This window comes from Bdellovibrio bacteriovorus, from assembly GCF_041888015.1.
In the GTDB taxonomy this organism is placed as follows: domain Bacteria; phylum Bdellovibrionota; class Bdellovibrionia; order Bdellovibrionales; family Bdellovibrionaceae; genus Bdellovibrio.
On record NZ_CP168968.1, the window covers coordinates 805,738 to 829,718 of the forward strand.

The window sequence follows — 23,981 nt, forward strand, 5'->3', positions numbered from 1 at the left end:
ATGGGTATTAAGAAGACTAAAATTTAGAGATTTGATCAACGTATTCCGGATGATCAATGAATGGATTGCGATTGCCTTGAACTCTTTCAATGGCATTGTTGCGTTCAACTTCGGCCTGATCTACAGGATCAAGCTTGTTCCAACGGCGCAGTGTAGCTTCCTGTGCGGCCGGGATCGGGAAGTCATAGCGAACGGCAAAATAGAATACCGCGCGGGCAACGTTGCCTTTGTGTTTTACAGGTGGTTCAAATACCAGCTCACGACCACCGCCGCTGCCCAGTTTGGATTCGGTGGTGATGTCCTGTCTTTGTTCGTCAAAGCATCTTGGGGCATTCTTAGTTGTATTCACATCGCCGAAGGCGAAATTGCCACGCATTGAATTGGCTCTGGAGTCTGACGGGTAAAGATGGTGAAGATCCGCTTTGCCAACGTTGAAGTAGTGGCGTCCTTTAAACCAGGATTGTGCAACCGTATGTTCAACATTGATGATCATTGAAGAGGGTTCTTTTCCTGGTCCGACGCCGTTTCCTAGATGGGTTTGGCCATAAGGGGTGGAGCAGTACACTTCGTCAATTGCGTAAGAGCCGTCATTCAGGCGCATAAGCGCGATGTTTCCGAGCAGCTCTACCTGTGCTTTGTCGTAAGAAATTGGATGATGGTCAGAAGTAACTTCTTTTTTCAGATCGCTGCGAAGGTCTGCTTTAGCAGAGATTGATAAAAAAAGCGCAATTGATAGCACAAATAATGAACGGCCCACAGTTCCCCCCTTGTAGACATGTCAGCAGTATCAAAGGGGTTTTAGTGTTTCAATCATGAAAGACAGGATGTCTTGGTGCGGCTGGGTATAAAAACGGATTCCTGACAAAACTATTTGTTCTTAAAAATCTCATCAATATTGGCGTGGAGTTTTGCAGTCAGGCTCTCCATGAGGGCGCTTGTGAAATCCTCCAGGGTGTCTGCGGATTCAAAACTTTCTTCAAGTAGCTCAGCCTCAGCATTCAGTTGTTCAGAAGTATCGGCTGGCAGGGTTTGATTTTTTGGATCCAAAGAATGAGACATAAAAACTCCTTAACTTTGATTTTGGTTTTGCGGGGGAGGGCGGGGATGGGGCTCGCGCCATCGTGGCGCTCGGTCCTTCGGACTGCGCTTTGCGCACCCTCGCGCTAGCGTCCTGCTAGGGCGAGCGAACCTACGACCCAAGCTTGATCGATAGATTCAAAGCCTATCTCCAAAACGAAAAAAGCCTTTTAAAACTAATCGCTTTGCGATTACTTCTAAAAGGCTAAAATGGTCGGGGAGATAGGATTCGAACCTACGACCCTCTGGTCCCAAACCAGATGCGCTACCAGACTGCGCTACTCCCCGACAGAGAATGGAAACTACATAATGGTGGGGCCAGTTGTCAAACTACTAGATTCTAACGCGCAACATAAGCTATCCTTTTTTCCATGGAAAACTTTTTGAATTCGCTGCCGAAGCCCGTTCTTGCCATCCTTGTCTTGGTGGCCGCTATTTTTGTTTTTATGGTCATGAGCCCACCTCACTCGGTGTGTGATACTCAGACTGAAGCCTTCAAGGAGTTGCAAAAAGGCAACATCTTCCCAACTCTCTATAAGAAGAACAAAATTCCACCGACCATTGTGCGTGCAAAAGAGGCATGTCAGCTTGGGAACAGTGCCGGGTCCTGTTATGAATACTTCACGATTCTGCGTCAAGTGGCTGAAGGCGTTGGTAAGGCGTCGGCAGAATGCACGGCTCAGCTTTATGAAGTGGCCGAGGTCCGTTCTGCCCTGAATGATGGGATGGAGCTGATGGCGCGGCTGGCGTGGGGGACAAAGCCCCCGGAGCCGGGATTGGAAAGATTCGGATGGATGCAAGACGCAGAAATCGCTATTTTTTGCCGTTTGAAGAACATCTACACGCGCGCCAATGGTGAAGAAGCCTGGGCGAATTTCCGCAAAAGAGTTTATGAGAAGCTTCCTGGTGAAGAGATTCCACCCTCTGCTGATCCCAACTATGTGGCGGCAGAGCCTCGTAAGGTGACGCTGGTCCTGTCAGAACAGGATATCTGGAACCGCAGTCTTTTTTCCGTGCGCTGTGAAGTTTATTAGTTAGACCGAAAGCTCCAGGGACTTCCACTGAGGTCTTTGGTTGCGGTATTCCATCTGTCCATACAGAACCAAATCGTGGTCCTCGCGATGCTGAATGCGGAAAACGAAGTTTTGGATTTTAAACAGACTCCATTCGGCTGGATTCAGGCCAAAGTTCTTCAGTTGGTTTTGCAGAAACAATAAATTAAATGCTGACAGTTTCATGGTTCCCCCATTGTTTTAGTTGTTGGGAACCTCCTAGTGCAAGGCGGGGACCGGACTGTGTCGGACGTCTGCTGCAATTTAAAGGGGTTTCGGCTGCCCTGGGTCTTGAGTTGTCTAAGAGCCTGGTCTAGCTTCTTGGATATGAGACGAAATGCCTTCCTTGGATATTTGATCGCCCAGTTTATTGTTATCATCGCTGTGATGGCCCTGTTTCGGGGGGTAGAGGATCGTCAGATCGCGGCAACCATGGCCGGGACGCTATTTGTGATTCTTCCGGCCGTTTTGATGGTTTGGGAGTATCGTCGGGCTGAGTTGAGTCAAATGCTGTGGTTTGTCATAGTTATGCAATTCTGGACCTTGTTTGCGTTACCTATTTTGGGGATTCGGCTGGCGAACTGGGGAGTGCCTTTTGAGCAGCTCTCGTTTATTGGGATTCCGGGTCCTGTGCTGCATCAATGGTCCAGTAAAAGTTACATGGCGATGATGATTGTGACGGCTTGGTGCTGGTGGAAATTGTCTCGAAAAAAGGCCTAAGGGGCTAAAATTCAGGTTTAAAACGCAAAAAAGCCGGTTTCTCAACCGGCTTTTTTTATCTTCCCAATCAGGAAATCTATCTTCAGCTTCAGATCGTCTTAGATCTCGAAAGGAGCTGGAGAGATTGCTTCTGCTCTGTGGAATGTATCGTAAGAGTCAGAGCCAGATGGCAATAGACCCAAATTACGGGACTTCTTTACAGCTGCGGCAACTTTTTTCTGTTGAGCAACGGAAAGTTTAGAGATTCTGGATGGAGTGATTTTACCACCGTCACCGATGAAACGAGTCAAAGATGCTGGATCTTTGTAATCGAATACGTGGTCGCCTGAGAATTCCTGACGGTATTTGCTACGAGTTGTCTTTTTCATTACTATCCTCTTTCGATTTCCTATTGGTTAGCGAGTTAATGTGTGTACAAGAAAAAAGAGTTGCCATCAAGTGTCTTTTTACTTTATATGGTTGTTTCTTGTTTTGCCGCGCCAATAGGCGCCAATCCAGACTTGTAGCCAGTTAGCGGGCCTTAGGCCTGCCTGTAAGAGATGAGCCAGAGGAGCTTAGAATGAGCAAATGTGAAGTAACGGGAAAAGGCCCCATTGTTAAGAACTTGGTGAGCCACTCCAACATTAAAACGAAGTCAACTGCTCTACCAAATGTTCAGAAAAAACGCATCTTTAGCCGCGTTCTGAACCAAATGGTTAGATTGCAAATCGCAGCAAGCGCTATCCGTGACATGGAACACGTTGGCGGTTTCGATAACTTCATTCTTAATCAAGATGACTCCAAGCTTTCTAAAAGAGCTTTGGCAGTTAAAATGAGAATTAAGAAGAAAATTAAGAACTAATAAGGCTGGCCGACATGAAATTGAAAATCAAAAAAGGCGCGACAGTACAAGTTATCACAGGCTCTGACAAAGGTAAGAAGGGCACTGTTATCACTGTTGATGCAACTGCAATGAAAATCCAAGTTCAAGGTGTGAAAGTACAAACACACTACGACAAAAAAGACGGTCTTTTGAAAAAAAGAAGGCTTCATCGACTACTCCAATGTGAAGTTGGTTGAAGGCGCTTCTAAAGAAAAGAAGACTTCTAAAAAAGCGACTAAGTCTAAAACTGCATAGTCTTTCATCCGGTTGTTCTGACGAGGCCAACCGGGCAAAGTTTGCCTAAGACAAAGTCTAAATTTGGTCCTTAAAGCGATCTCTTCGTTTTAGTCTCTTACATAGCTGCGTAAAATCTAAGTTGAGTTTAGAAATATTAATTTCGGCCAACTTGTTAAAAGAGGAGAGCAGCTTGAAACAGGACCAAATCTTTAAAGCAAAAAAACTAAAAGCACTGTTCTCGGTAACGATGACGGTGCTTTTTTTTTCGTCCCTAGGTCAGGCTGCTGAGCTGGGTGAGTCTCTTGTTTTATGTAAACACAATAAAACAGTGCGGACACTTCGTGTTGAGATCGACAAAGATCAAGTCTGCCGTACGATTTATACAAAACAAGGCGTAGATGAAGTGATTGGCTCTGGTCAAAACCACCAGTCTTGCAGTGAGTTCGTCACCAATGTCAGAAAAAATCTTGAAGACGCCAAATGGAACTGCCGTGAAGTGAAGGAAGCTCGAACTTCCAATGTTCTGTTGAATGCCGAGTAGGCCCGGGGGTTTTCGTGAGCAGTGAGCTGGTTGTTGCCGCAATTCAAATGACATCTGTGGATGATGTCGCAACCAACATCACTCAGATGGAAGAGCTCTTAAAAGAGGCCTTTAAAAATGCGTCTCCGCGCTTTGTGAGTTTTCCGGAAAATTGCCTGTATCTGCGACTGAAAGAGGGCGAAAAAATCGAGGGCCTGACTGTCAGTCATCCCGCATTTGCGCAACTCGCAGATCTTGCTAAAAAATATAATACCTATCTACATCTGGGGTCGGTGCCTTTGTATTTGGAAGGGCATCTCTATAACTCATCCACGTTGATTACTCCCGAAGGGGAAATTCGTCCTACATATCAAAAAATGCATTTGTTCGATATTCAGCTCGACGGGCAGGCGCCACTTCGTGAGTCGGATGTTTTCCGTCATGGGCAGGCTCCCAGTCTGATCGAAGTGGATGGATTCAGGATAGGCGAGGCTATTTGCTACGACGTGCGCTTTGCCGAGCTCTTTTCCCAGTACGCCCGTCAGGAAGTCGATGCGATCCTGTTGCCGGCGGCATTCCTGGTTAAGACCGGGGAGGCTCATTGGGAAATTCTGCTGCGTGCCCGTGCGATTGAGAATCAATCTTATGTGATCGCCGCAGCTCAAGGGGGCACACACCAAGGCCTTCGTGGGGGCACTCGAGAGACCTATGGGCACAGCTTGATTATTGACCCATGGGGGACTGTTGTCGGGCAGATCGAAAAGCGAGCTCCGGGAGTCACCATTTCCAAATTAACTCGCGAACGCATCGAATCTGTGCGCCGCCAGATCCCGATGAAGTTCCACCGCCGTCTACCGGTGGGCTAGAACTTTCTGGACTGAGTTCTGGATTTCCTGCAATATTTCAATGACAACTTTCTCAGTTAGCTTTTAATATGCGCCCCGAGCGCAGAAGATGGAGCTGGATTATGATCCGAGTTTTCTTATATTTGTTTCTGCTATCCTCAGTAGGTGTTCAAACCGCGCTGGCTCAGGATGCCACAGAGCCCCAGTACGATGAGGCTCGTGAAACAGAGATCGCTACAAAGGCTAAAAAACGCCTTTACCCTGGCGGTCGTGATGAAGAGGACTTGAAGGTGCAGTCTCAGTTGTCGACTCCGCCACGCAAGTTGGCCCCTCAGGCTGAAGTCAAAGACGAGCCGATGGAAGAATAGGCCTTTTGCCAGAAGTTGTTTTGAATTGAATGGAGAGAATATGTCTGTAAACGATCAACTACCTGAAGGTGTTACACGCGAAACGATGGACGTTGATGTCCTGATCGTCGGTGGTGGTGCTGCGGGATTGTCTTGCGCCCTTCACTTGCAAAATCAGATTCAGAAACACAACGAAGATGTTTCTGCGGGTCGCAAACAAGGTGAACAAATTCCTGAACAAATGATCGTGGTTCTGGAAAAAGCTTCCGAAGTGGGCGCACACAGCTTCTCGGGTGCCGTTTTGAATCCAAAAGCATTGCAAGAGCTTGTTCCCAACTTCAAAGATGAAGGCTGTCCGCTGGATTCAGAAGTGAAGAAAGATGCTGTTTATTATCTGGGCTCGGACTTCTCTTTCAAATTGCCAATCACTCCGCCGCCGTTCCACAACGAAGGCAACTACATTGTTTCTTTGAGCAAGTTCAACCGCTGGTTGGGCACGAAGTGTGAAGAAAAAGGCATCAACATCTTCCCGGGCTTTGCTGCAGTGGAAGCTTTGTATGAAGGCAATAAGATTGTCGGTATTCGCACAGGCGACAAGGGTCGCGATAAAAATGGCAACCCGAAAGCCAACTTCGAGCCGGGTTTGATCCTAAAATCCAAAGTGGTGATCTTCGCTGAAGGTACGCGCGGATCTTTGTTCAAACAAGTTGAAAAGAAATTGGATCTTCGCGCTGGCAAAAACAAAGAAGTTTTTGAAGAAGGCGTGAAAGAGATCATCCAGATGCCTCCGGGCACAGTGGAGGCGGGTCAGGTTATCCATACCATGGGCTTCCCGCTGTCCAAATCCATCGGTGGTACATTCATCTACACTTTGCCGGGTGATAAGATCATCGTGGGCTTGGTGGCTTATCTGGACACGAACGATCCTTTGCTGGATCCACACCGTGAACTGCAAAAGTTGAAAACTCACCCCTTCCTGAAGAGCATGCTTAAAGGTGGCAAAGTGGTCGCTTACGGCGGTAAAACTTTGCCGGCGGGTGGCTGGTATTCCATGCCGAAACTGTACGGCGATGGCTTTATGGTGTGTGGGGACTCTGCCAGCATGGTGGATGTTCAGAAGCTTAAGGGTATTCACTTGGCGATGAAGTCAGGTATGCAGGCTGCGGAAACCATCGTGGATGGTTTGGCTAAGGGCGCTGATTTCTCTGAAGATATCACCAAGGGCTATTCTGACCGCATTGAAGCAGGTTACGTAAAATCCGAGCTTTACCGCGTTCGTAACTTCCACCAGGCGCTGAGCAAGGGGATGGTGGAAAGCATGCCTCTGTTGGCCCTTCAGGAGCTGACAGGTGGCCGTGGACTTCAGGATCCAATGCCTATTGAGCATACAGACGCTGAAACGACTGAAAAAGTCATCGATATCTGGGGTCCGTATGGTCTGGATCACGAGGACAACAAGTTGCCGAAGCCGGATGGCGAGCTGTTCTTTGATAAGCTTTCCAGTGTTTATTTGACGGGCACCATGCACGACGAGGACTCTCCAAACCACCTTATTTTGAAGGATGGGGATATCTGCCGTACCGTATGTGAGCCGCAGTACAAATCACCATGTAATCATTTCTGCCCGGCCTCTGTATACGAGATGGTGCCGTCCACAAAAGAAGCAGGCAAGAAGGACTTACAAATCAATTATACGAACTGTATTCATTGCAAGACTTGTGATATTAAGTGCCCATTCGAAAATATCGAGTGGACCGTTCCTGAAGGGGGCGGTGGACCACAGTACCGCGAAGTCTAGGATTCCATCGGGGGTCCTGACTGGCGGTAGGAAAGCTCAGCGCATAGGGACTGTGCTTTCTTAACCAACAGAAAGGACAGCCCCATGCCAGAGTTTTTTGCCTCCACAGCCCGTGGACTTGTAGAACCACTAGAACAAGAATTGAAAGATCTAGGACTTAAAGTCACCAACCGTTATATCGGTGGAGTGTTCTTTGAGAGCAACTGGGAAGGTTGCTATAAAGCCAATCTTCATTCCCGTCTTGCCAGCCGTATCTTGAAGCCCGTTTTGGACTTCACGGCTTATCAGCCGGAAGAACTGTACAATCAAATTCTTCGCCACGATTTCACAAAGTACATCAAACCAACTCAGACAATTTCCATTGATGCCAGCGTGTCTGATTCGATGATGCGCGATCAGCGCTTTGTGGCGATGAAAGTCAAAGACGCCGTTGTTGACCAATTCCGTGAAAAGTTCGGCGTGCGCCCTGACGTTGACAATGAAAACCCCTCTTTGCGTATCCATGTGCGCGCAATTAAAAATCAATTCAATGTGGCGATCGATACTTCTGGCGACAGCTTGTTTAAACGTGGTTACCGTAAAGAAGTGGGCGATGCTCCATTGAAAGAAAACTTGGCAGCGGGTCTTTTGAGTTTGTCCGAATGGGACAAACAAACGCCGCTAGTGGACTTCATGTGTGGTTCCGGAACTTTCCTGATTGAAGCGGCGATGATGGCGATGAATATTGCGCCAGGCGTGAATCGCAAACGCTTTGGTTTCCAGAACTGGTTGAACTATGAAGAAAGCGCCTGGGAAAAGGTTATTCAGGAAGCCATGGATGCGGAAAAAGAAGAGCTTCCGTTTAAGTTCTATGGCTTTGATATTGATAAACGCGTTTTGATGAATGCCAAAGACAACGCCAAACGTGCAGGTGTTGATGAAGTGATCGAATTCAAAAAAGAATCTGTAGCCACGGTGGAGCCACCGGTTGAAAAAGGTCTGATCATCGTGAATCCGCCTTATGGTGCGCGTATCGGTGATGAAGACAATCTGCGCGACGTGTATCGCGATCTGGGTTTCACATTGAAGCACAGATTCAAAGGCTGGGATGCATGGATTCTTTCCGGCAACAAGGAGTTGATTGCGGATTTGAAGTTGAAATCCACGCGCAAACATTTCGTATATAACGGCAACATCGAATGCCGTTTCCTGAAGTACTCCATGTTCTAAGGGCCAAGGCGTCCCGATAAGGGGCGCCCGCTAAATCCAGAGGGGGATTTTGTGAAGATTATGATTCTGTTGATGGGGCTTCTGCCGGGAATTGCCTGGGCTGGATTGACCTCTAATGACGTGGTTCAGAAGGTTGAATGCCGATTGTTGAATGATGGGATTGTTCTTAAGGAACACGACGCCTACATGATGAATATCGTCATTGATAAGGAATATGGGAAGTTCATCCAGATTCAGTTCGGGGATGAAAACCTGCCGATTCAATATCAGCTTTTGATTGAAAATGATCCGGAATCGCCAGTGTCGGGATCGTTGATTTTCCTGCAGAACCTGAAAGTCGGTGAACGCGAAGCGACTCAGGAGTTCTCAGGCCAGCAGGTAAACTGGGTGCGCACAACAAACGAAGGTTACATGGTTCAATGCAATCTTCCGGAACCAATTAAATAGAATTTCAACCAGTGTTTATGGAGATAAAAATGAAACGTTGGATGAGTGCAGCGGCTTTGATCACGATGGTTTCTGCCGAGGGTTTCGCGGCAAAATCTTATGTTTGTGAAGGCAAGACGGAAGAGAAGTCTCCGGTGCGCCTGGAGATTTCTGTTGATAACAACGATTATGCGGCAGTGAAGTTTACTGGTGTGGACTATGAAAACGAATGGGTGGGCGAAAATACCCGTATTTATCGTACTATCGGTGGGCGTACCAAGATCACCACGGCCTATGGAAGTCGCACAGAGTATTTCGTAAAGTTGGAATTATCTGATGATGGTACCGGCAGCCTGGTGTACGAGGAGGATGATTCCGGATGGGAATACTTCGTTGAAGCTCAGGTGAAGTGCAAATAGTTAGAAATAAAAAAACCGAGGCTTTGACCTCGGTTTTTTGTTTTAAGCGGTATTGGCTTTTTAGAATGGCTTGTTGATCGCAAAGATCGCAGCGGTGGTTCCCAAAACCAAAAGCAGGATGGCGATAGGCCAGCCGATATAGCCCTTTCTTTTGATCAAAGAAACTGCGACTCCCAAAAGAACCCAGATCAGCAGCTTGCCGTACAGCCAGCCTGGCATTGCGCCCATGATGCCTAGTTTGGCCATCATTCCAAAGCCGCCGACCAGCAGCAACATCAAACCCAAGCCATGGGTGATAAAGCACATGATGCGGGCTTGTTTATTCAGTTGCACGCGAGCATAGTTTGCCACCAAAAGTCCACCCAATCCGAAGAACAAAGTCATAAGACCGAGGAAGTGCATGATTTTATAGAACTGATACGTCATTGAGAAATCTCCTTGTTATTCTTCTTTGAGGCCAAGATGTTTGATCACACGGGCAAGATCTTTGCGGATGCGTGTGATGTGGGTTTTATTAGTCAGGGTTTTAAGTGCATCACGCAGAGGTTCCAGCGGATAGCCACCATACTGACCCGGTTCTGTGATGTTATAGGTGACTGCTCCACGGCCCGCAATAATAACACGGTCGGTGACAGTGACGTGGTCAGAGACCGCCACCTCGCCACCAAACATGCAGTTATTGCCGATCTTGCTGGAGCCGGCCACGCTGAATTTGGCTGCGATCACGCAGTTTTCGCCGATGATCACGTTGTGAGCGATATGGCAGAAGTTGTCCATTTTAGTGCCGTTGCCGATGCGGGTTTCCGTCAGGGCAGCACGATCAATGGCGCAGTTGGCACCCAGTTCGACGTCGTCGCCGATCACAACGCGGCCGATTTGTGGGATCTTTTTCTGATGCCCTTCTTTGGTCATCACGAAAGAAAAGCCGTCAGATCCGATGGTGGTGTGCGGATGCACCTCGCAGCGGGCTCCCAAAATACAGTGCGAGCCTACGAAAACATGGGGATGCAGCAAGCTGTGATCACCCACCTCCGCGAAGGATTCAACAACCGTGTGCGCGCCAATGGTGGTGCCGTCGCCAATTTTAGTCTGCTCGCCAATAACCACATAAGGGCCCAGGCAGACATTTTTTCCCAGATGCGCAGACGGATGAACGACGGCGGTCGGGTGGATTTTCTCGGTCTGATTGAAGCGATTCATTTTTCCATCGAACAAAGGCAGGATTGCTGCCATCGCAAGTTGTGCGGAGTTCGCTGAAAACAGAGTCGATGTGCTGTCAGCAGGAAGTGCCAGGGCTTTGTGGGCCACGATGATCGGCGCTTTGGCCGTCAGGGCCGCGGCCAGTTGCTCCGGCTTGGAAACGAAAACCAAACTTTCAGAGTCGCAGCTGTCCGGAGGAAGAACCTTGGATGCCACGGCCTCAAGAGAGCCGGAAACGAAGTTGATATCGGGAGAATTTAGCTCTTTGATAACTTGTGCTGTAATCATAGTGATGCCTCGCGCTAACACTTTACTATTATTTTTTTGATGTCAAGACACTGGGTGATAGTATAAAGCTGCTTATATAGACACTTTTTGATTCTTTCTCACCTTTAATTTTGGAGAGGAAACGCGATGGCGAAAAAGGCAGCGAAAAAGGAAGCACCTGCGGCAAAGGCAAAGAAAACGGCAAAGCCGGTAGCGAAGAAAGCTCCGACAAAGGCCCCTGCGAAGGCGGCTAAACCTGCCAAATCTGCGAAGCCTGCTGCAAAACCTGCTAAACCTGTAAAGGAAGTCAAAGCAACGAAGGCTGCTCCTGCTAAAAAAGAAGCAAAACCTGTTGCTCCAGCCAAGCCTGCTCCGAAAGCTGCTAAACCAGTAGAGAAAGCTCCGGCTCCTGTGAAGGCTGTAAAAGCTGAAAAACCAGAGAGAAAATTGAAACTGGTTGAAGAGGCGCCGACGGCAGAGGTTGTTCAAGCTCCTAAAAAAGAAAAGAAAGTCAAAATTGACAAGACGGGCCTGTCTGAAGACCAGGTAAAGTGGCATGAACTTCATGAGAAGTACAAAGCCATGAAGGCCCCTTCTTACAGCATTTCGGGTCAATTTGAGGCTAAGACTCCGCTTCAGCATAAAATCTTTGGTTGGGGTTTTATCCTTTCCAATGAATATGACCGCCTGGAAGTCCTTTTTGAGGATGGAAAGCGCATGCTGATCAGCAATAGAAAACTGTCTTAAGTAAGTCCAAAACTCATGTTTCGGGGTGCGACGGGCAGAAAAGTATTGCAAGGCCCCGGAAACTGACCTAGAAATTTATCTGCATGGCAAAAGACGATTTGGTACAAATTGACGGAAAAGTGATCGACGCCCTGGCGGGTGGTCTTTACAAAATTGAACTTGATAATAAAGTTATCATTAACGCAAAACTTTGCGGAAAAATGAGACGTTTTAATATTCGTGTGGTTGTGGGCGACCGTGTGAGCGTAGGGGTTTCTCCTTACGACCCATCTCATGGCTTGATCCAATTCCGTCACAAATAATACCGATTTAATACCTTCTAACATTTCCAATTAAATCTAGAGGTTCTATGGATCAGGCTCTTCAGAGTTATTTGGCACGTATTGCACCTACCGTTTCTGCAAAATCAGCTCAAGCTGTTATTGAGCTTGCTGCGGAAGGCGCAACAGTTCCATTCATCGCTCGTTACCGTAAAGAAAAAACTGGGAATTTGGACGAGGTTCAAATTCGCGCCGTTATTGAAGGTCACGAAACTTACAACGAAATCGTGAAGCGTAAAGCTTTCTTGATCAAAGAGATCGGGGAGCAAAACAACCTCACGGCGGAAATCCAAAAGCGTATCGAGCTTTCTTGGGATTTGGGCGAGTTGGAAGAAATCTACAAACCATTCAAAAAGAAAAAGAAAACCAAAGCAACCATCGCGCGCGAAGCGGGGCTGGAACCTTTGGCAAACTGGATCTGGGAAATGGGTCATGGTTTGATCAAAGACGATCAGACCATGGAGATGAAGGCGAAAAACTTCCTCAATCCAACTGCAAAAATCGCAACATACGAAGAAGCGCTTAAAGGCGCTCAGGACATCTTGGTCGAAAAAGTGGCCAATGATGCTGATCTTCGTGCGATGGTGGCGAAAAACTATAACGACAGCGGTCGTGTGGTGGCTAAAGCAGCCAAAGGCTACAAAGCAAACTCCAAGTACGAAATGTACAAGGAATTTGAAGAGCCGGTTAAAAATCTTCTGGATGCAAAAAACAATCACCGCTACCTGGCGATGAGACGTGGTTGGCAGGAAGAGGAGCTTTCCGTTGACGTTAAAGGCGACGACGAAGCTATCTTGAAATCCTATGAAAATTTCGCAACATCCACTCCGGACAATGCGATCGGCGATTACTTGAAACAGTGTGCTCGTTTGGCATTGAACGTTTACGTTCTTCCTTCTGTTGTGAACGAAGTTCACCGTGTATTGAAAGAAAAAGCTGATCAAGATGCGATCACAGTTTTTGCTGAAAACGTGCGTAAGCTTTTGTTGGCTTCCCCGTACGGACCAAAATGTGTTCTGGGCGTGGATCCTGGTTTGCGAACAGGCTGTAAAGTGGCCCTGATCGACAAATCCGGTGCATTCATTTCTCACACTGTTCTTTACACGTTGGGCGATGATGCTGACCGCAAAGCCAAAGTTCTATTTGGTGATGTGATGAAGCAGATCCAGATCGAAGCCATTGCGGTGGGTAACGGAACTGCCGGTCGTGAGACCGAGTCCTTCCTGAAGAAGGTTCTGAAAGACCTGGGTAAAAACATCCCGGTTGTGATGGTTTCTGAGTCCGGAGCTTCCGTGTACTCGGCGTCTGAAGTGGCTCGTGAAGAGTTCCCGGATCTGGATGTCACTGTCAAAGGTGCGATCTCTATCGCGCGTCGTTTGCAGGATCCATTGGCAGAACTAGTTAAAGTGGATCCTAAATCCATCGGCGTTGGTCAGTACCAGCACGATGTGAATCAGTCCCAGTTGAAAAAATCCCTGGAAGCAGTGGTTGAGTCCTGCGTGAATAACGTGGGTGTCGACGTGAACACGGCTTCTGCGGCGTTGCTTTCCCACGTGGCGGGTATCGGCCCGGCATTGGCGAAAGGTATTGTTGAGGCTCGTAAGAAGACCTTGTTCAACGACCGTACTGAGCTTTTGAAAGTTCCAAAATTCTCTGCAAAAGTTTTCGAACAAGCCGCAGGTTTCTTGAGAATCCCACAAAGCAAACAGGTTCTGGATTCCACAGGTATTCACCCTGAGCGTTACCAAGCTGTGACGGACATGGCGAAAGACCTTGGCGTTTCTTTGTCTGATGTTATCGGTGAAGGCGCGAAGAAATTGGTTTCTCAAAGAACCAAATGGGCGCAACTGGTGGGTGAATTCACCTTTGATGATATCGTCAAGGAATTGGAAAAACCGGGACGCGATCCTCGTGATCCGTTCAAAGTATTCCAATACCGTGATGACATCATGGAAGTAAAAGATCTTAAAGAAGGCATGATCTGCCCAGGTATCGTGACGAACGTAACCAACTTCGGTGCTTTCGTGGATATCGGTGTTCACCAGGATGGTTTGGTGCATATCTCTGCATTGTCTCACAAGTTCGTGGATGACCCTCGTAAAGTGGTGAATCCAGGTGACCATGTGACAGTGAAGGTTTTGAAAGTGGATGTTGTTAAGAACCAGATTTCATTGACCATGAAAATGGACGATGCTCCAGAGGCGACTGCGCCACGTGGTGAACGTCGTCCTGAAAACCGTGGGGCTTCCCGCCCAATGGGTCAAGGTCAGCGTCCTCCGGCAGGAAAACCTGCTCAGGCACCGATGAAACCTGCAAATCCGTTCAATAATCCGTTTGCCGCATTGATGAACGTTCCGACAAATAAAAAATAAGGAGAACTAAAATGGCAGCTAAAGGAAAATCCAAAAAAGGTATCCGTCACAGAAAAAAACGTATCTTGACTAAGAAACGTATGTACAAAGCAAAGATCCGTAAATAGGTTTTGCTAAAAGAAAAGCGCCCCGAGAGGGCGCTTTTTTTATGGCTGCTGGTTGGCTGTCTGTTGCAACAGCAGCAAGTCCTTGTAAGTAAAGATCCGATCCTCGCGGGAAGTATGCAAGTCCTTATCGGTGACATTCGCATAAGAAGCCGCAAACAAGCTTGCGCCCAGATCCTTGCCCTTCATTTCAATCGTTCGAGAAGCAAAACGCAGACTGCCTTCGCGCAAAGCCGTCAGACTGGTAAAGCGGGCGGCGGCCACTGTTGGCAGGGAGCTTAAAGTCGCTACCAGGCTGGTTTCAATCGCCACCAGAGTGTTTCCGACAGATTGGCCTGCAAAGAACAAAGCCAGAGTTGAGTAAAGCACCCGAGCTTCAGCATTTTTCACCGCCGTATGGCTTTGCGCCCCGGTCAGCCACAAAGCAAAGTTGCCTCTCATCTTGTGGTAGTCATCGTAAAGCTGCTTGCCTGTGATGGCGGTCACGGTGCCACCGCACGCCAATGACACGGGCCAAGCTTGCAGAACAGCTGCTACCAGAGAACAAGTTGAAAATGCTGCCAGTTTGATACTTGGAGAATTTCTTTCAAGCCAAGCCTTCAAGCCCACCGCATGTTTTTGGTTGGTTAACAGAAGCTGGACCATACGCTGCTTAACAGGATTGCCTGCAACAACACTGGCGACAACCGGCTCGTAGACCAGGAAACTTATCATGGGGTTCTTGTCGGTATCATACAATTCACTCAAGGCCTTATGAACACGTTCGATGTATTTTCCCAAGGCGGTCGCAACTTCTTGGTCCGTCGGTTTGTCGTTCGGAAGATAGATCACGAACGGTACTTGATGGATGATCAGAAAGGCCTGCATGCGGTAGAATTCGGCGGCTTGTTTCAGGTCATTTTCAATCGCGTAACCTGTGGGGTCAAAGCGAGGGCTTTTCGGGAGGTCTTGATATTTTAAGTCCGCCTTGTCGGAGATGGCCTGATAGTCTTCTTTATAAAGACGGCGAAGCAAGGACAGTTCGGATTGATCCTTGTTGAATCTGGTTTCATAGCGGACATAGGGCAAAGTCATTCCCAGGCTGGCAGCAGCGACGTTGTTGTAAACCCCAGGGCCGGCCACAGTTTTACCGTTGGCCAGTCCCACCAGCAGGCGGTATTCCTCGGACTTCTGCTTGATCGCGGTGCGAATCAGAGGAAGTTTTGCTTTGATTTCTTCGTCACACAGATTCCTGAAGGCGAAGCAACGGCGCAGTTTTTCGGCCTCCCCCTTTTGTCTTTCCACCAGTTCGATGGTTTTGCCTTTGATCTCCAGAAGAAGGGCTTCTTGAGCAGCAGTGAAAGCGGGTTGAGTGCTGGCACTGGCGGAAGTCGCAAGCATCAGCGTGGACAGAATCAGAGAGATCACGTTCATACAATTTCCTTACAATTCCTCAAATTTTATCGCCCTGCCGGCAATAGTCGGCACTTTGTCAAAGGACTCGACATTGGAAGGGCTTCATTTGAGTTGAGAACTCATTCATTACTCCTGCACGGGGCGTCTTCAAGTCCCGTTCCATAAGAGACCAAATTAAAAGCTCTATCTGGTGATACTCCGGGGTGTGACGGCACGACCTGTGGGGTTTTTCACTTTGGAGGAGGACTCAGGTAGGATACTCTTGAAGCTCTTAAGGAGGCCCTCATGATCGTTCAACCTCATATCCTGACAAAAGCTCTGGATGCAGCTTTGAGTACAGGTGCTGATTTCGCAGATATCTTTTTGGAAGATACATATTCCTCTCAACTGAGTGTTCTAAACTCCAAGCCTGAACAGGCCATTGTGGGTCAGCTTTACGGGGCCGGGATTCGTTTGTTCTTCGGTCATGAGATCGTCTATGTGACGACCAATGATTTGTCTGAAGCAGGCTTGGTGAAGGCCGCCTTGAATGCAGCCCAAAGCCGTGGTTCCGGGGCGGCAGCTAAGTCGATGCCTTTGATGCAGGTGCCATTTGATACGATCCACACCTACGGTGAAAAACCTTGGGAGATGAGCCGCGATCGCAAGTTCCGTTGGTTGAACACGATTGATCAGGTATCTCGTGCGCGCAATTCTGCGGTGACCCAGGTCGAGGCGGGACTGAATGAAAAATTCCAGCGTGTGCAAATCGCCAATTCTCGCGGTTTGATGGCTTATGATGAGCGCGCTTACACGCGTCTGCGTATGCAGACCTTCGTTGAAAATAACGGTGTGAAAGAAAGTGCCAGCGAAGATGAAGGCCATATGGGGACTTCTGAGATCTATGACCAAGTGGATCTGAAATCCCTGGCCGAACAGTCTGTGGATCGTGCGATGATGCTGACAACAGCCGCTTATGCGCCCGCTGGTGAAATGCCGGTGGTGATTGATAATGCGTTTGGTGGTGTGATCTTCCACGAAGCTTGCGGGCACGGTCTGGAAACCACGTCTGTAGCCAAAGATGCTTCTGTGTTCTGCGGAAAGCTGGGTCAGAAGATCGCGCACGAAAGTGTGACGGCGATTGACGATGGAACAATTGAAAATGGCTGGGGCTCTTTGAACATGGACGATGAGGGCAATAAGACCAAGAAAACCACACTGATTGAAAACGGTGTTTTGAAGTCCTATATCGTCGATGAAATGGGTGCTCGTCAGACGGGCTATGATATCACTGGCAGCGGGCGCCGCCAGTCTTACAAGTATGCTCCGGCATCTCGTATGCGTAACACGTTTATTGCCGCAGGTAAGGATAAGTTTGAAGACATGATCCGTGATGTGGATTACGGCCTTTATGCCAAGAAAATGGGTGGCGGTTCTGTGAACCCTGGAACAGGGGATTACAATTTCCAAGTGGGTGAAGCTTATATCATCCGCAACGGTCGCATCGAAGAACCTGTCAAAGGGGCCTGCCTGATCGGTCGAGGTATTGATACGTTGGGTAAAATCACCAAAGTGTCTGATGACTTGAAGCTGGCGCGCGGTATGTGCGGATCTGTCAGTGGTTCCATCCCGGCAGCCGTGGGACAACCACAAATTCTTGTGTCCAGCCTGATGGTTGGGGGGAGAGCGAAATAATGGATACTGTTAAATCAACCTTCCAAACAATTGTTGAAAAAGCCCGTCAAGATGGCGCGAAAGTAGAAATGCTGATCTCTGGCGGAGAAAGTCTGAGCATCGGCTATTCTAAAAAGAAGCTGGAGTCGTTTGAGTCCACGCAATCCCAAATGGCGGGTTTGCGTGTGGTATTAGGGGCTAGCCAAGGTTATGCCTACACCGAGAATCTTTCCGAGGACTCTTTGTTGCGCACTTATGTTGAGGCCTTGAACAATGCCAAGACCGTGCAAAGTGGTGACACTGCGGTGGTGGAAATGGTGAAGCCGCAATCCGTGAAAGCGATGGAAGGCCTGTTCAAAACCGAACAGGTGGAGATGGATAAAAAATTGGAAGTCGCCCGTTTGTTGGAAGAAAAATGTCTGGAGAAGGATGCCCGCATCACGGCTGTTCCATATTCCGGATTTAGCGAAAATGTCAGCTTTAAGCGTGTCATGAACTCAGAAGGTCTGGATCAGGAATTCAAGCAAAGCTATTACTCTGGTTACGCTTACCCATTGGCGAAAGAGGGTGAAAGCTCCAAAATGGGTGGCGAAGGCTTCTTTGCTCGCAGTTTCGCGGATATCAATGCCGAGAAAGTGGCTCACGAGGGCGTCGATAAGGCGGTTTCGCGTTTGGGTGCTCAGAAGTTGGCGACGGGCAACTATGCGGTTGTGATCGGTCGTGATGAGTTCCCGATGGTTTTGCAGATGATCTATCAGTATTTCTCTGCAAAAGAAGTTCACGAAGGGAAATCCCTGTTCCAAGGGAAATTGGGGCAAAAGATTGCCAGTGAAAAGTTTGAGCTTCTGGATGATCCATTTGAAACACGCGGCACGGCGGTGCGCCCATTTGATGATGAAGGGGCCGCTTCGCAGAAAACTGTTTTGTTTGAAAAGGGAGTTCTGAAAAATTTCCTTTCTAACTTGGAATACGCTAAGAAGATGAATCTGCCGCACACGGCGCATGCTCGTCGCAGTCCCGCTTCACAGCAGGCGATTGGGCCGACGAATTTGGTGGTGGCCAAGGGTGAAAAATCTTTGCAGCAACTTTTGTCTTCCCATGACAAGGTTGTGTATCTGACAGAGTTCTCTGGTGGATTGCATGCGGGCTTCAAAGAATCTACAGGGGATTTCTCGATGCCAGCAGAGGGTTTTTTGTATGAAAACGGTCAGAAGATTGCTCCAATAGATCAGTTTGTCATGTCTGGAAATGTCCTGGATCTGCTTCGTGATATCGAAGCATTGGGGAATGAATACAACAAACCAGGCAGTTCCTTTATCTGCCCGGATGTATTGGTGAAGTCCCTGAGCTTTGCGGGTGCCTAGATGAAGTTCGTTCTGGGGATTGTATTAGCAGCATGGATGTTGGTCAGCGGGTTGGGATGTGCCAGCCTGCTGGGCTATAAAGAAGAACCCAAGGTGCAGTTGCACGAGGTCTATGTCAAAGACGCGGATCTGGTGGGGACGACGCTGGTGTTTGTGATCGACGTTGAAAATCCCAATGAACGCGATATCAAAGTTGATGAGATCACCTACAAGGTGTTTTTGTCCGGTAAAGAGCTGACAGAAGCGAAGACTGAAAAACCCGTCACCGTTCCAGCGAAACAATCGGCGAAAGTCGAGGTTCCGTTGCCTGTGAAATACACAGCCTTACTTGGTAATATCGGCAACATCCTGATGGCTCGAGAAGTGAGCTATCGTATCGAAGGTGATGCAAAGCTCTCGTTCTTTAGAATTCCCTTCTCCAAAGAGGGAAAAGTCGAACTCCGCTAACCCAAAAGGTACGGACTTACTTCTGGTAGTGCATTGGCGTTAGACGCACTATTGCTACCAGAAGTAAGTCCGTACCTTTGTGTAATTATTTGCGACCCATCCTTTTGCCCCCTATGCTTATTGAAAGTTTTTAGAGGGGCTATGAAGTTCGTTTTATTTCTATCTCTGATTTTTTCTTCCGTTTGTTCTTTCGCACAATCCGTTATCAAAGTTCAAGGCACAGAAGCAACAGTTCATCTGAGTGCTGATGAAGTTATGAAGGTGGGTGACCGTGTTCATTTCCTGAATTCCAAGCTGGATACGGCGGGTGAAGGTGAAATCACCAAAATTTCCAGCGGAGGCAAGAAGGCCCTGGTGAAAGTGGTGGCTGGTAAAGTTCAAGCCGGGATGACTTTTGAAAAGAAAGCAGCCAAAGAGGCCGTAACGACAGCCGACGACTCGGAATCATCCATGGAAGTCAGTAAGTCTGATGGAATTTCATACGCTTCTTTGAGTGAGCGTGATCGCGAAATTCTGGCGCGCGGAGAAATTTCCAAAGGCCGTTACATCGTGGGTGGTATTTTGGGCACTTACCCTTTGGGCTTCGGTATTGGACACGCCATTCAAGGACGTTACACAGAAAAAGGCTGGATCTTCACGGTTGGTGAAGCGGGTTCCTTGGCCGTTCTTATTGCCGGAATGGGAAGCTGCATGAGCTCATGGCATTCAGATAACTGCAATGGCAATGGGGGGCTGATTTGGATTGGTGCTTTTTCTTTTATCGGCTTCCGTATTTGGGAGATCGTCGATGTGTGGGCGGCTCCGCCAGAGCTGAACCGCCGTTATCGTGAACTTAAATCCCGCCTGCCAGCCAGTGAGGGTGAAATCACTTTTGAACCGGGCTTTATGCCCTTGGCAGACGGAGACGTCTTAGGCCTGCGTATGACTTTCTAGAATTGCTTTGGCAATTTCAGTGAAACCCAACCCACCTCGGTCCTTGGAGACATAGGTGGGTTTGTTTTTTATCTGGTCGATAAAGTTTTGAATGTTTGCCACTGCAAAGCTGTGCGGGAAGTAGGCGAACATGGGTTCGTCATTCGGGGAATCACCGGAAAAACCGCAGACTTTCTTTGCTTCTTCCGCGGTGACACCGAATTCCTTTTCCAGAAATCTTAAAGACATAGTGAGTTTGTCATAACTTCCGAACCAGCCATTGACGTGAATGGAGCTGACTTTGGCTTGAGCCCCGTGCTGTTGGAAGATGTCCACGATCTTTTGCACTTCGGATTTTGGCAAGGCGGGGACGTCTTCGCAGAAGTCGATGGCTAAATCCATCAAACGGCAGAACTGATCACTGGCCAGATCGCAGCCCGGCACTTGGTGCAGAATCTCTTTTTCAAGTTGCTGAAGTTTTGTGCGATTTTCTTTTTGAGTTTTTTCATCAAAGAAAAAATGGCGTTGCATGGTTTTGTCGTGATAGCGGAAATAGAAGCCGCCGTTTTCTCCGACGATGCCACTGACGGGCCAGACGCGGGCGATCATTTCACACCATCCGGCAGGGCGCCCGGTGACGGGAATAACATGAATACCAGCACGATGCAGAGCCCACAAAGCTTCGTAAGCTTCAGGACCTAGTTGTCCTTCGTCAGTCAAAGTGTCGTCGATATCAGTCAGTAAAAAGCGCAAAGGGCTTGAGAATTCAGAGGCGTTTTTCATTTCCGCAGTATAGCTGGACATCGAGCTAAGGTCTAAGTTGATATGGCTCGTCAAAGTTTAGACTTGCACGGGCGGGCATTCGCCTTCATGTTTTGTCTATTATATAGGGGCCGCTACAGCTTCTCATTTTGATGACGGCTCCTGGACGAAGGGCTTGGTCATGGCAAAAAAAAGCGACGCATCAGACGGGATCAAATTAGTCATCGTGGAGTCTCCCACGAAGGCTAAGACCATCCGTAAGTTCCTGGGTAAAGACTATGTGGTAGAGTCCTGCATGGGACACATCCGTGATTTACCCCAATCCGCCAAAGACATCCCTGAAAAAGTAAAAAAAGAAAAATGGGCGCAACTGGGTGTGAACGTCGATAAAAACTTCGAGCCGTTGTACTGCGTTCCCAAAGATAAAACCAAAGTCGTCAAAAATCTGAAAGACAAACTTGAAGAAGCCTCAGAGCTGTATCTCGCGACCGATGAAGACCGCGAAGGGGAGTCTATCAGCTGGCATTTGCTGGAAGTGCTAAAACCAAAAGTTCCAACCAAGCGCATGGTGTTCCATGAGATCACCAAGGACGCGATTCAAAAAGCCCTGAAAGACACTCGTGAGATCGACTTCAATCTGGTGCGCGCCCAAGAGGCCCGTCGAGTGTTGGATCGTTTGGTGGGTTACACGATTTCTCCGTTGCTTTGGAAAAAAGTGGCTTATGGTCTTTCTGCAGGCCGTGTTCAGTCCGTGGCAGTGCGCCTGATTGTGGAAAGAGAACTAGAGCGCGTGCGCTTTAAAAAGTCCTCTTACTGGGGTGTGCTTGCGGAACTTTCCAAAGACGGTGTGAACTTTGAATCCCGTTTGCAACAATACAAAAATCAACGTGTGGCTACCGGTAAGGACTTCGATGGTCTGACGGGTCAGTTGACGGCGGGTAAAGACGTTCTGGTTCTGGATGAAAAAACCGCGGGCAAGTTGTCCATGGATTTGAAATCCGGCAACTGGCAGGTGACGGATGTCGAAGAAAAACCGACCTTCCGCAAACCTGCTCCACCGTTCATCACGTCCACATTGCAGCAGGAATCCAATAGAAAATTGGGTTTGAGCTCTCGTGAAACCATGCAGGTTGCACAGAAGTTGTACGAGCAGGGTTTCATCACCTATATGCGTACGGATTCCACGTTCCTTTCCAACGAAGCGCTTACCGCGTCTCGGGACTGTATCGAAAGCAAATATGGAAAAGAGTATCTGACTCCTCAGCCGCGCAATTACGCAGCGAAAAAAGTCAAAGGTGCCCAAGAGGCCCACGAAGCGATTCGTCCTGCCGGTAACCAGTTTATGGACCCGGATGAAACAGGTCTGACGGGCACACAGTTCCGTCTTTATGACCTGATCTGGAAACGTACGATTGCATCCCAAATGGTGGATGCCCGTCAAAAACAAGTCAGCGCGAAGATCACTGTGGGTGATGCGTTGTTTGGTGCTTCTGGTATGACCATTGAATTCCCGGGCTTCTTGCGAGCTTATGTGGAAGGCAGTGATGATCCTGAAGCAGATTTGGCAGAACGTGAAGTGCGTTTGCCAGCGTTGAAAACCAAAGACGCTGTTAAATGTGCGAAGCTGGATCCAACATCCCACGAAACCAAGCCGCCAGCTCGTTACACAGAGGCAAGCCTTGTACAAACGATGGAAAAAGAGGGCATCGGCCGTCCTTCCACCTACGCTTCTGTAATCGGAACTATCATTGATCGTGGTTACGTTCGTAAGAATGGAACAGCTTTGGTGCCGACATTTACGGCGATGATTGTTTCCAAATTGCTAAGTCAGTATTTGTCTCAGTACGTGGATTTGGGCTTTACTTCTGAAATGGAGCAGAGCCTGGATAATATCGCCGATGGCGAGCTGGACTGGGAAAGCTACTTGGCTTCCGTTTACAAAGGCCCTAAAGGCCTTCGTGCCTTGGTGGACAACCAGGGTGATAAAATTGATCCCAATGAAGCTCGTACGATGACCTTGGAAGGCATGGATAAATATAAATTCCACGTCGGTCGTTATGGCGCTTATGTGACCACTCAACGCGATGGTGAAGATGTCAGTGCATCCTTGCCAGACAATGAGTCTCCGGCGGATATCACTCCGGAAATTGCGGAAAAACTTATCGATCAGAAAATTAATGGTGCTGATTCTTTGGGTAATGACCCCGAGACAGACCTGCCGGTTTATGTTCTGAACGGCCGTTATGGTCCGTATGTTCAATTGGGTGATGTGACTCCGGAAGATGACAAGCCTAAACGTGCGTCTTTGCCTCCGGGAACTCAGCCAGAACAAGTGGATCTGGCGATGGCGCTCAGCCTTCTGTCTTTGCCGAAAACTTTGGGAACTCATCCAGGCACTGGCAAGGAAATCAAAGCGGGCTTGGGACGTTTTGGACCGTTTGTGGTTCATGATGGGGACTATCGTTCGATTCCTAAAGGTGAAAGCATCTTTAACATCACTTTTGAAAAAGCGATGGAAATGCTGGCGCAACCGAAGAAGGGGCGCGGTCGTGCGGCTCCATTGAAAGAGCTGGGCGCGCATCCTGAAACGGGTGATGCGATTCAGGTCTTCAACGGTCCTTACGGTCCTTATATCAAATCCGGCAAGGTCAATGCCTCATTGCCAGAGGGGGCGACTCCGGACACGGTGACCTTGGAACAAGCCGTGGCTTTGATCAATGAAAAGGGCCCGGCAAAAGGCAAAGGCAAGGGGAAGGCGAAAGCGGCTCCGAAAGCCAAGGCGGCAAAGGCGGCGGGTGAAAAAACCGCTCCTAAAAAGCCAGCTTTGAAGAAGGCGGCCACAGCAAAAGAAAAGGCCGAAGCCTTGGGTGTCAAAAAAGTAGTCACTCGCAAGGCGAAGAAGTAATTTGTTCAGGCCCCTTTTCGG

At 48.4% G+C, this 23,981-nt stretch carries 27 protein-coding genes and 1 tRNA gene; 19 read left to right on the forward strand and 9 right to left on the reverse strand.

All coding sequences use genetic code 11. From position 1 onward, the window contains the following. Window positions 1-16: 16 nt before the first annotated feature. The 3 genes from ACES2G_RS03990 to ACES2G_RS04000 form a co-directional block, all read right to left on the reverse strand. Window positions 17-757, reverse strand: a complete 741-nt coding sequence (locus ACES2G_RS03990; RefSeq protein WP_374001380.1) for an endonuclease I family protein — start codon at window positions 755-757, stop codon at window positions 17-19. Between the two features lie 110 nt (window positions 758-867). After that, entirely contained in the window at window positions 868-1,059 is a 192-nt protein-coding gene (locus ACES2G_RS03995) for a hypothetical protein (protein WP_374001381.1), read from the reverse strand. Window positions 1,060-1,288: 229 nt separating this feature from the next. After that, window positions 1,289-1,365, reverse strand: a tRNA-Pro gene (locus ACES2G_RS04000). A gap of 83 nt (window positions 1,366-1,448) precedes the next feature. Between ACES2G_RS04000 and ACES2G_RS04005 the strand changes: the two genes are divergently transcribed. Then, complete coding sequence (locus ACES2G_RS04005; protein WP_347359591.1) at window positions 1,449-2,111, forward strand: hypothetical protein; 663 nt, start codon at window positions 1,449-1,451, stop codon at window positions 2,109-2,111. On the opposite strand, the gene ACES2G_RS04010 is transcribed toward ACES2G_RS04005, so the two are convergent. Further along, window positions 2,112-2,315 carry a hypothetical protein gene (locus ACES2G_RS04010; protein WP_347359590.1) on the reverse strand — a complete coding sequence of 68 codons (204 nt, stop codon included), beginning with the start codon at window positions 2,313-2,315 and terminating at the stop codon, window positions 2,112-2,114. A gap of 141 nt (window positions 2,316-2,456) precedes the next feature. Between ACES2G_RS04010 and ACES2G_RS04015 the strand changes: the two genes are divergently transcribed. Next, complete coding sequence (locus ACES2G_RS04015; RefSeq protein WP_347359592.1) at window positions 2,457-2,849, forward strand: hypothetical protein; 393 nt, start codon at window positions 2,457-2,459, stop codon at window positions 2,847-2,849. 98 nt (window positions 2,850-2,947) lie between these two features. On the opposite strand, the gene rpsR is transcribed toward ACES2G_RS04015, so the two are convergent. Then, a complete protein-coding gene (gene rpsR / locus ACES2G_RS04020; protein ID WP_347359589.1) occupies window positions 2,948-3,217 on the reverse strand; it encodes a 30S ribosomal protein S18 in 270 nt (89 codons plus the stop codon). A 191-nt stretch (window positions 3,218-3,408) separates the two neighbouring features. Here rpsR and rpmB point away from each other — a divergent pair, with 191 nt between their 5' ends. The 9 genes from rpmB (at window position 3,409) to ACES2G_RS04065 (ending at window position 9,512) form a co-directional block, all read left to right on the forward strand. After that, on the forward strand, window positions 3,409-3,690 hold the full coding sequence (rpmB, locus tag ACES2G_RS04025; RefSeq protein WP_262554330.1) for a 50S ribosomal protein L28: 282 nt from the start codon (window positions 3,409-3,411) through the stop codon (window positions 3,688-3,690). 14 nt (window positions 3,691-3,704) lie between these two features. Then, window positions 3,705-3,908: a KOW motif-containing protein gene (locus ACES2G_RS04030; protein WP_374001382.1), complete on the forward strand. Its 204-nt coding sequence runs from the start codon at window positions 3,705-3,707 to the stop codon at window positions 3,906-3,908. A gap of 230 nt (window positions 3,909-4,138) precedes the next feature. Then, window positions 4,139-4,489 (forward strand): hypothetical protein, encoded by a 351-nt coding sequence (locus ACES2G_RS04035; RefSeq protein WP_374001383.1) that lies wholly within the window; start codon window positions 4,139-4,141, stop codon window positions 4,487-4,489. Window positions 4,490-4,503: 14 nt separating this feature from the next. After that, window positions 4,504-5,334 (forward strand): carbon-nitrogen hydrolase family protein, encoded by an 831-nt coding sequence (locus tag ACES2G_RS04040; RefSeq protein ID WP_374001384.1) that lies wholly within the window; start codon window positions 4,504-4,506, stop codon window positions 5,332-5,334. 101 nt (window positions 5,335-5,435) lie between these two features. After that, window positions 5,436-5,681, forward strand: a complete 246-nt coding sequence (locus ACES2G_RS04045) for a hypothetical protein (RefSeq protein WP_347359585.1) — start codon at window positions 5,436-5,438, stop codon at window positions 5,679-5,681. A gap of 40 nt (window positions 5,682-5,721) precedes the next feature. Beyond that, window positions 5,722-7,458, forward strand: a complete 1,737-nt coding sequence (locus tag ACES2G_RS04050) for an electron transfer flavoprotein-ubiquinone oxidoreductase (RefSeq protein WP_347359584.1) — start codon at window positions 5,722-5,724, stop codon at window positions 7,456-7,458. 84 nt (window positions 7,459-7,542) lie between these two features. Continuing rightward, window positions 7,543-8,667, forward strand: a complete 1,125-nt coding sequence (locus ACES2G_RS04055) for a class I SAM-dependent RNA methyltransferase (protein ID WP_374001385.1) — start codon at window positions 7,543-7,545, stop codon at window positions 8,665-8,667. A gap of 60 nt (window positions 8,668-8,727) precedes the next feature. Beyond that, a complete protein-coding gene (locus ACES2G_RS04060; protein WP_374001885.1) occupies window positions 8,728-9,114 on the forward strand; it encodes a branched-chain amino acid aminotransferase in 387 nt (128 codons plus the stop codon). 29 nt (window positions 9,115-9,143) lie between these two features. Next, a complete protein-coding gene (locus ACES2G_RS04065) occupies window positions 9,144-9,512 on the forward strand; it encodes a polyketide synthase (RefSeq protein WP_374001386.1) in 369 nt (122 codons plus the stop codon). A 60-nt stretch (window positions 9,513-9,572) separates the two neighbouring features. Here ACES2G_RS04065 and ACES2G_RS04070 read toward each other — a convergent pair whose 3' ends face one another. Both ACES2G_RS04070 and lpxD read right to left on the reverse strand, forming a co-directional pair. Then, complete coding sequence (locus tag ACES2G_RS04070) at window positions 9,573-9,938, reverse strand: hypothetical protein (protein ID WP_374001387.1); 366 nt, start codon at window positions 9,936-9,938, stop codon at window positions 9,573-9,575. A 15-nt stretch (window positions 9,939-9,953) separates the two neighbouring features. Next, on the reverse strand, window positions 9,954-11,000 hold the full coding sequence (gene lpxD, locus ACES2G_RS04075) for a UDP-3-O-(3-hydroxymyristoyl)glucosamine N-acyltransferase (RefSeq protein ID WP_374001388.1): 1,047 nt from the start codon (window positions 10,998-11,000) through the stop codon (window positions 9,954-9,956). A 126-nt stretch (window positions 11,001-11,126) separates the two neighbouring features. Between lpxD and ACES2G_RS04080 the strand changes: the two genes are divergently transcribed. The 3 genes from ACES2G_RS04080 (at window position 11,127) to ACES2G_RS04090 (ending at window position 14,418) form a co-directional block, all read left to right on the forward strand. After that, a complete protein-coding gene (locus tag ACES2G_RS04080) occupies window positions 11,127-11,726 on the forward strand; it encodes a hypothetical protein (protein ID WP_374001389.1) in 600 nt (199 codons plus the stop codon). Between the two features lie 83 nt (window positions 11,727-11,809). Further along, complete coding sequence (gene infA, locus ACES2G_RS04085; protein WP_011163494.1) at window positions 11,810-12,028, forward strand: translation initiation factor IF-1; 219 nt, start codon at window positions 11,810-11,812, stop codon at window positions 12,026-12,028. A 47-nt stretch (window positions 12,029-12,075) separates the two neighbouring features. Then, the gene (locus ACES2G_RS04090; protein ID WP_374001390.1) at window positions 12,076-14,418 is read left to right on the forward strand and encodes a helix-hairpin-helix domain-containing protein; all 2,343 of its coding nucleotides are present in this window, start codon (window positions 12,076-12,078) and stop codon (window positions 14,416-14,418) included. Between the two features lie 146 nt (window positions 14,419-14,564). Here ACES2G_RS04090 and ACES2G_RS04095 read toward each other — a convergent pair whose 3' ends face one another. Continuing rightward, complete coding sequence (locus tag ACES2G_RS04095; RefSeq protein ID WP_374001391.1) at window positions 14,565-15,935, reverse strand: hypothetical protein; 1,371 nt, start codon at window positions 15,933-15,935, stop codon at window positions 14,565-14,567. 267 nt (window positions 15,936-16,202) lie between these two features. Between ACES2G_RS04095 and ACES2G_RS04100 the strand changes: the two genes are divergently transcribed. The 4 genes from ACES2G_RS04100 (at window position 16,203) to ACES2G_RS04115 (ending at window position 20,314) form a co-directional block, all read left to right on the forward strand. Further along, window positions 16,203-17,591, forward strand: a complete 1,389-nt coding sequence (locus tag ACES2G_RS04100) for a TldD/PmbA family protein (RefSeq protein WP_374001392.1) — start codon at window positions 16,203-16,205, stop codon at window positions 17,589-17,591. Next, entirely contained in the window at window positions 17,591-18,934 is a 1,344-nt protein-coding gene (locus tag ACES2G_RS04105) for a TldD/PmbA family protein (protein ID WP_374001393.1), read from the forward strand. The genes ACES2G_RS04100 and ACES2G_RS04105 overlap by 1 nt, the downstream gene beginning before the upstream one ends. Further along, window positions 18,935-19,381 (forward strand): LEA type 2 family protein, encoded by a 447-nt coding sequence (locus ACES2G_RS04110; RefSeq protein WP_374001394.1) that lies wholly within the window; start codon window positions 18,935-18,937, stop codon window positions 19,379-19,381. Between the two features lie 141 nt (window positions 19,382-19,522). Next, window positions 19,523-20,314: a hypothetical protein gene (locus ACES2G_RS04115; RefSeq protein ID WP_374001395.1), complete on the forward strand. Its 792-nt coding sequence runs from the start codon at window positions 19,523-19,525 to the stop codon at window positions 20,312-20,314. On the opposite strand, the gene ACES2G_RS04120 is transcribed toward ACES2G_RS04115, so the two are convergent. After that, window positions 20,291-21,097, reverse strand: a complete 807-nt coding sequence (locus ACES2G_RS04120) for an HAD family hydrolase (protein ID WP_374001396.1) — start codon at window positions 21,095-21,097, stop codon at window positions 20,291-20,293. The two genes, ACES2G_RS04115 and ACES2G_RS04120, sit on opposite strands and share 24 nt — an antisense overlap. A 139-nt stretch (window positions 21,098-21,236) precedes the next feature. Here ACES2G_RS04120 and topA point away from each other — a divergent pair, with 139 nt between their 5' ends. Next, complete coding sequence (topA, locus tag ACES2G_RS04125; RefSeq protein WP_374001397.1) at window positions 21,237-23,960, forward strand: type I DNA topoisomerase; 2,724 nt, start codon at window positions 21,237-21,239, stop codon at window positions 23,958-23,960. Window positions 23,961-23,981 lie beyond the last annotated feature (21 nt).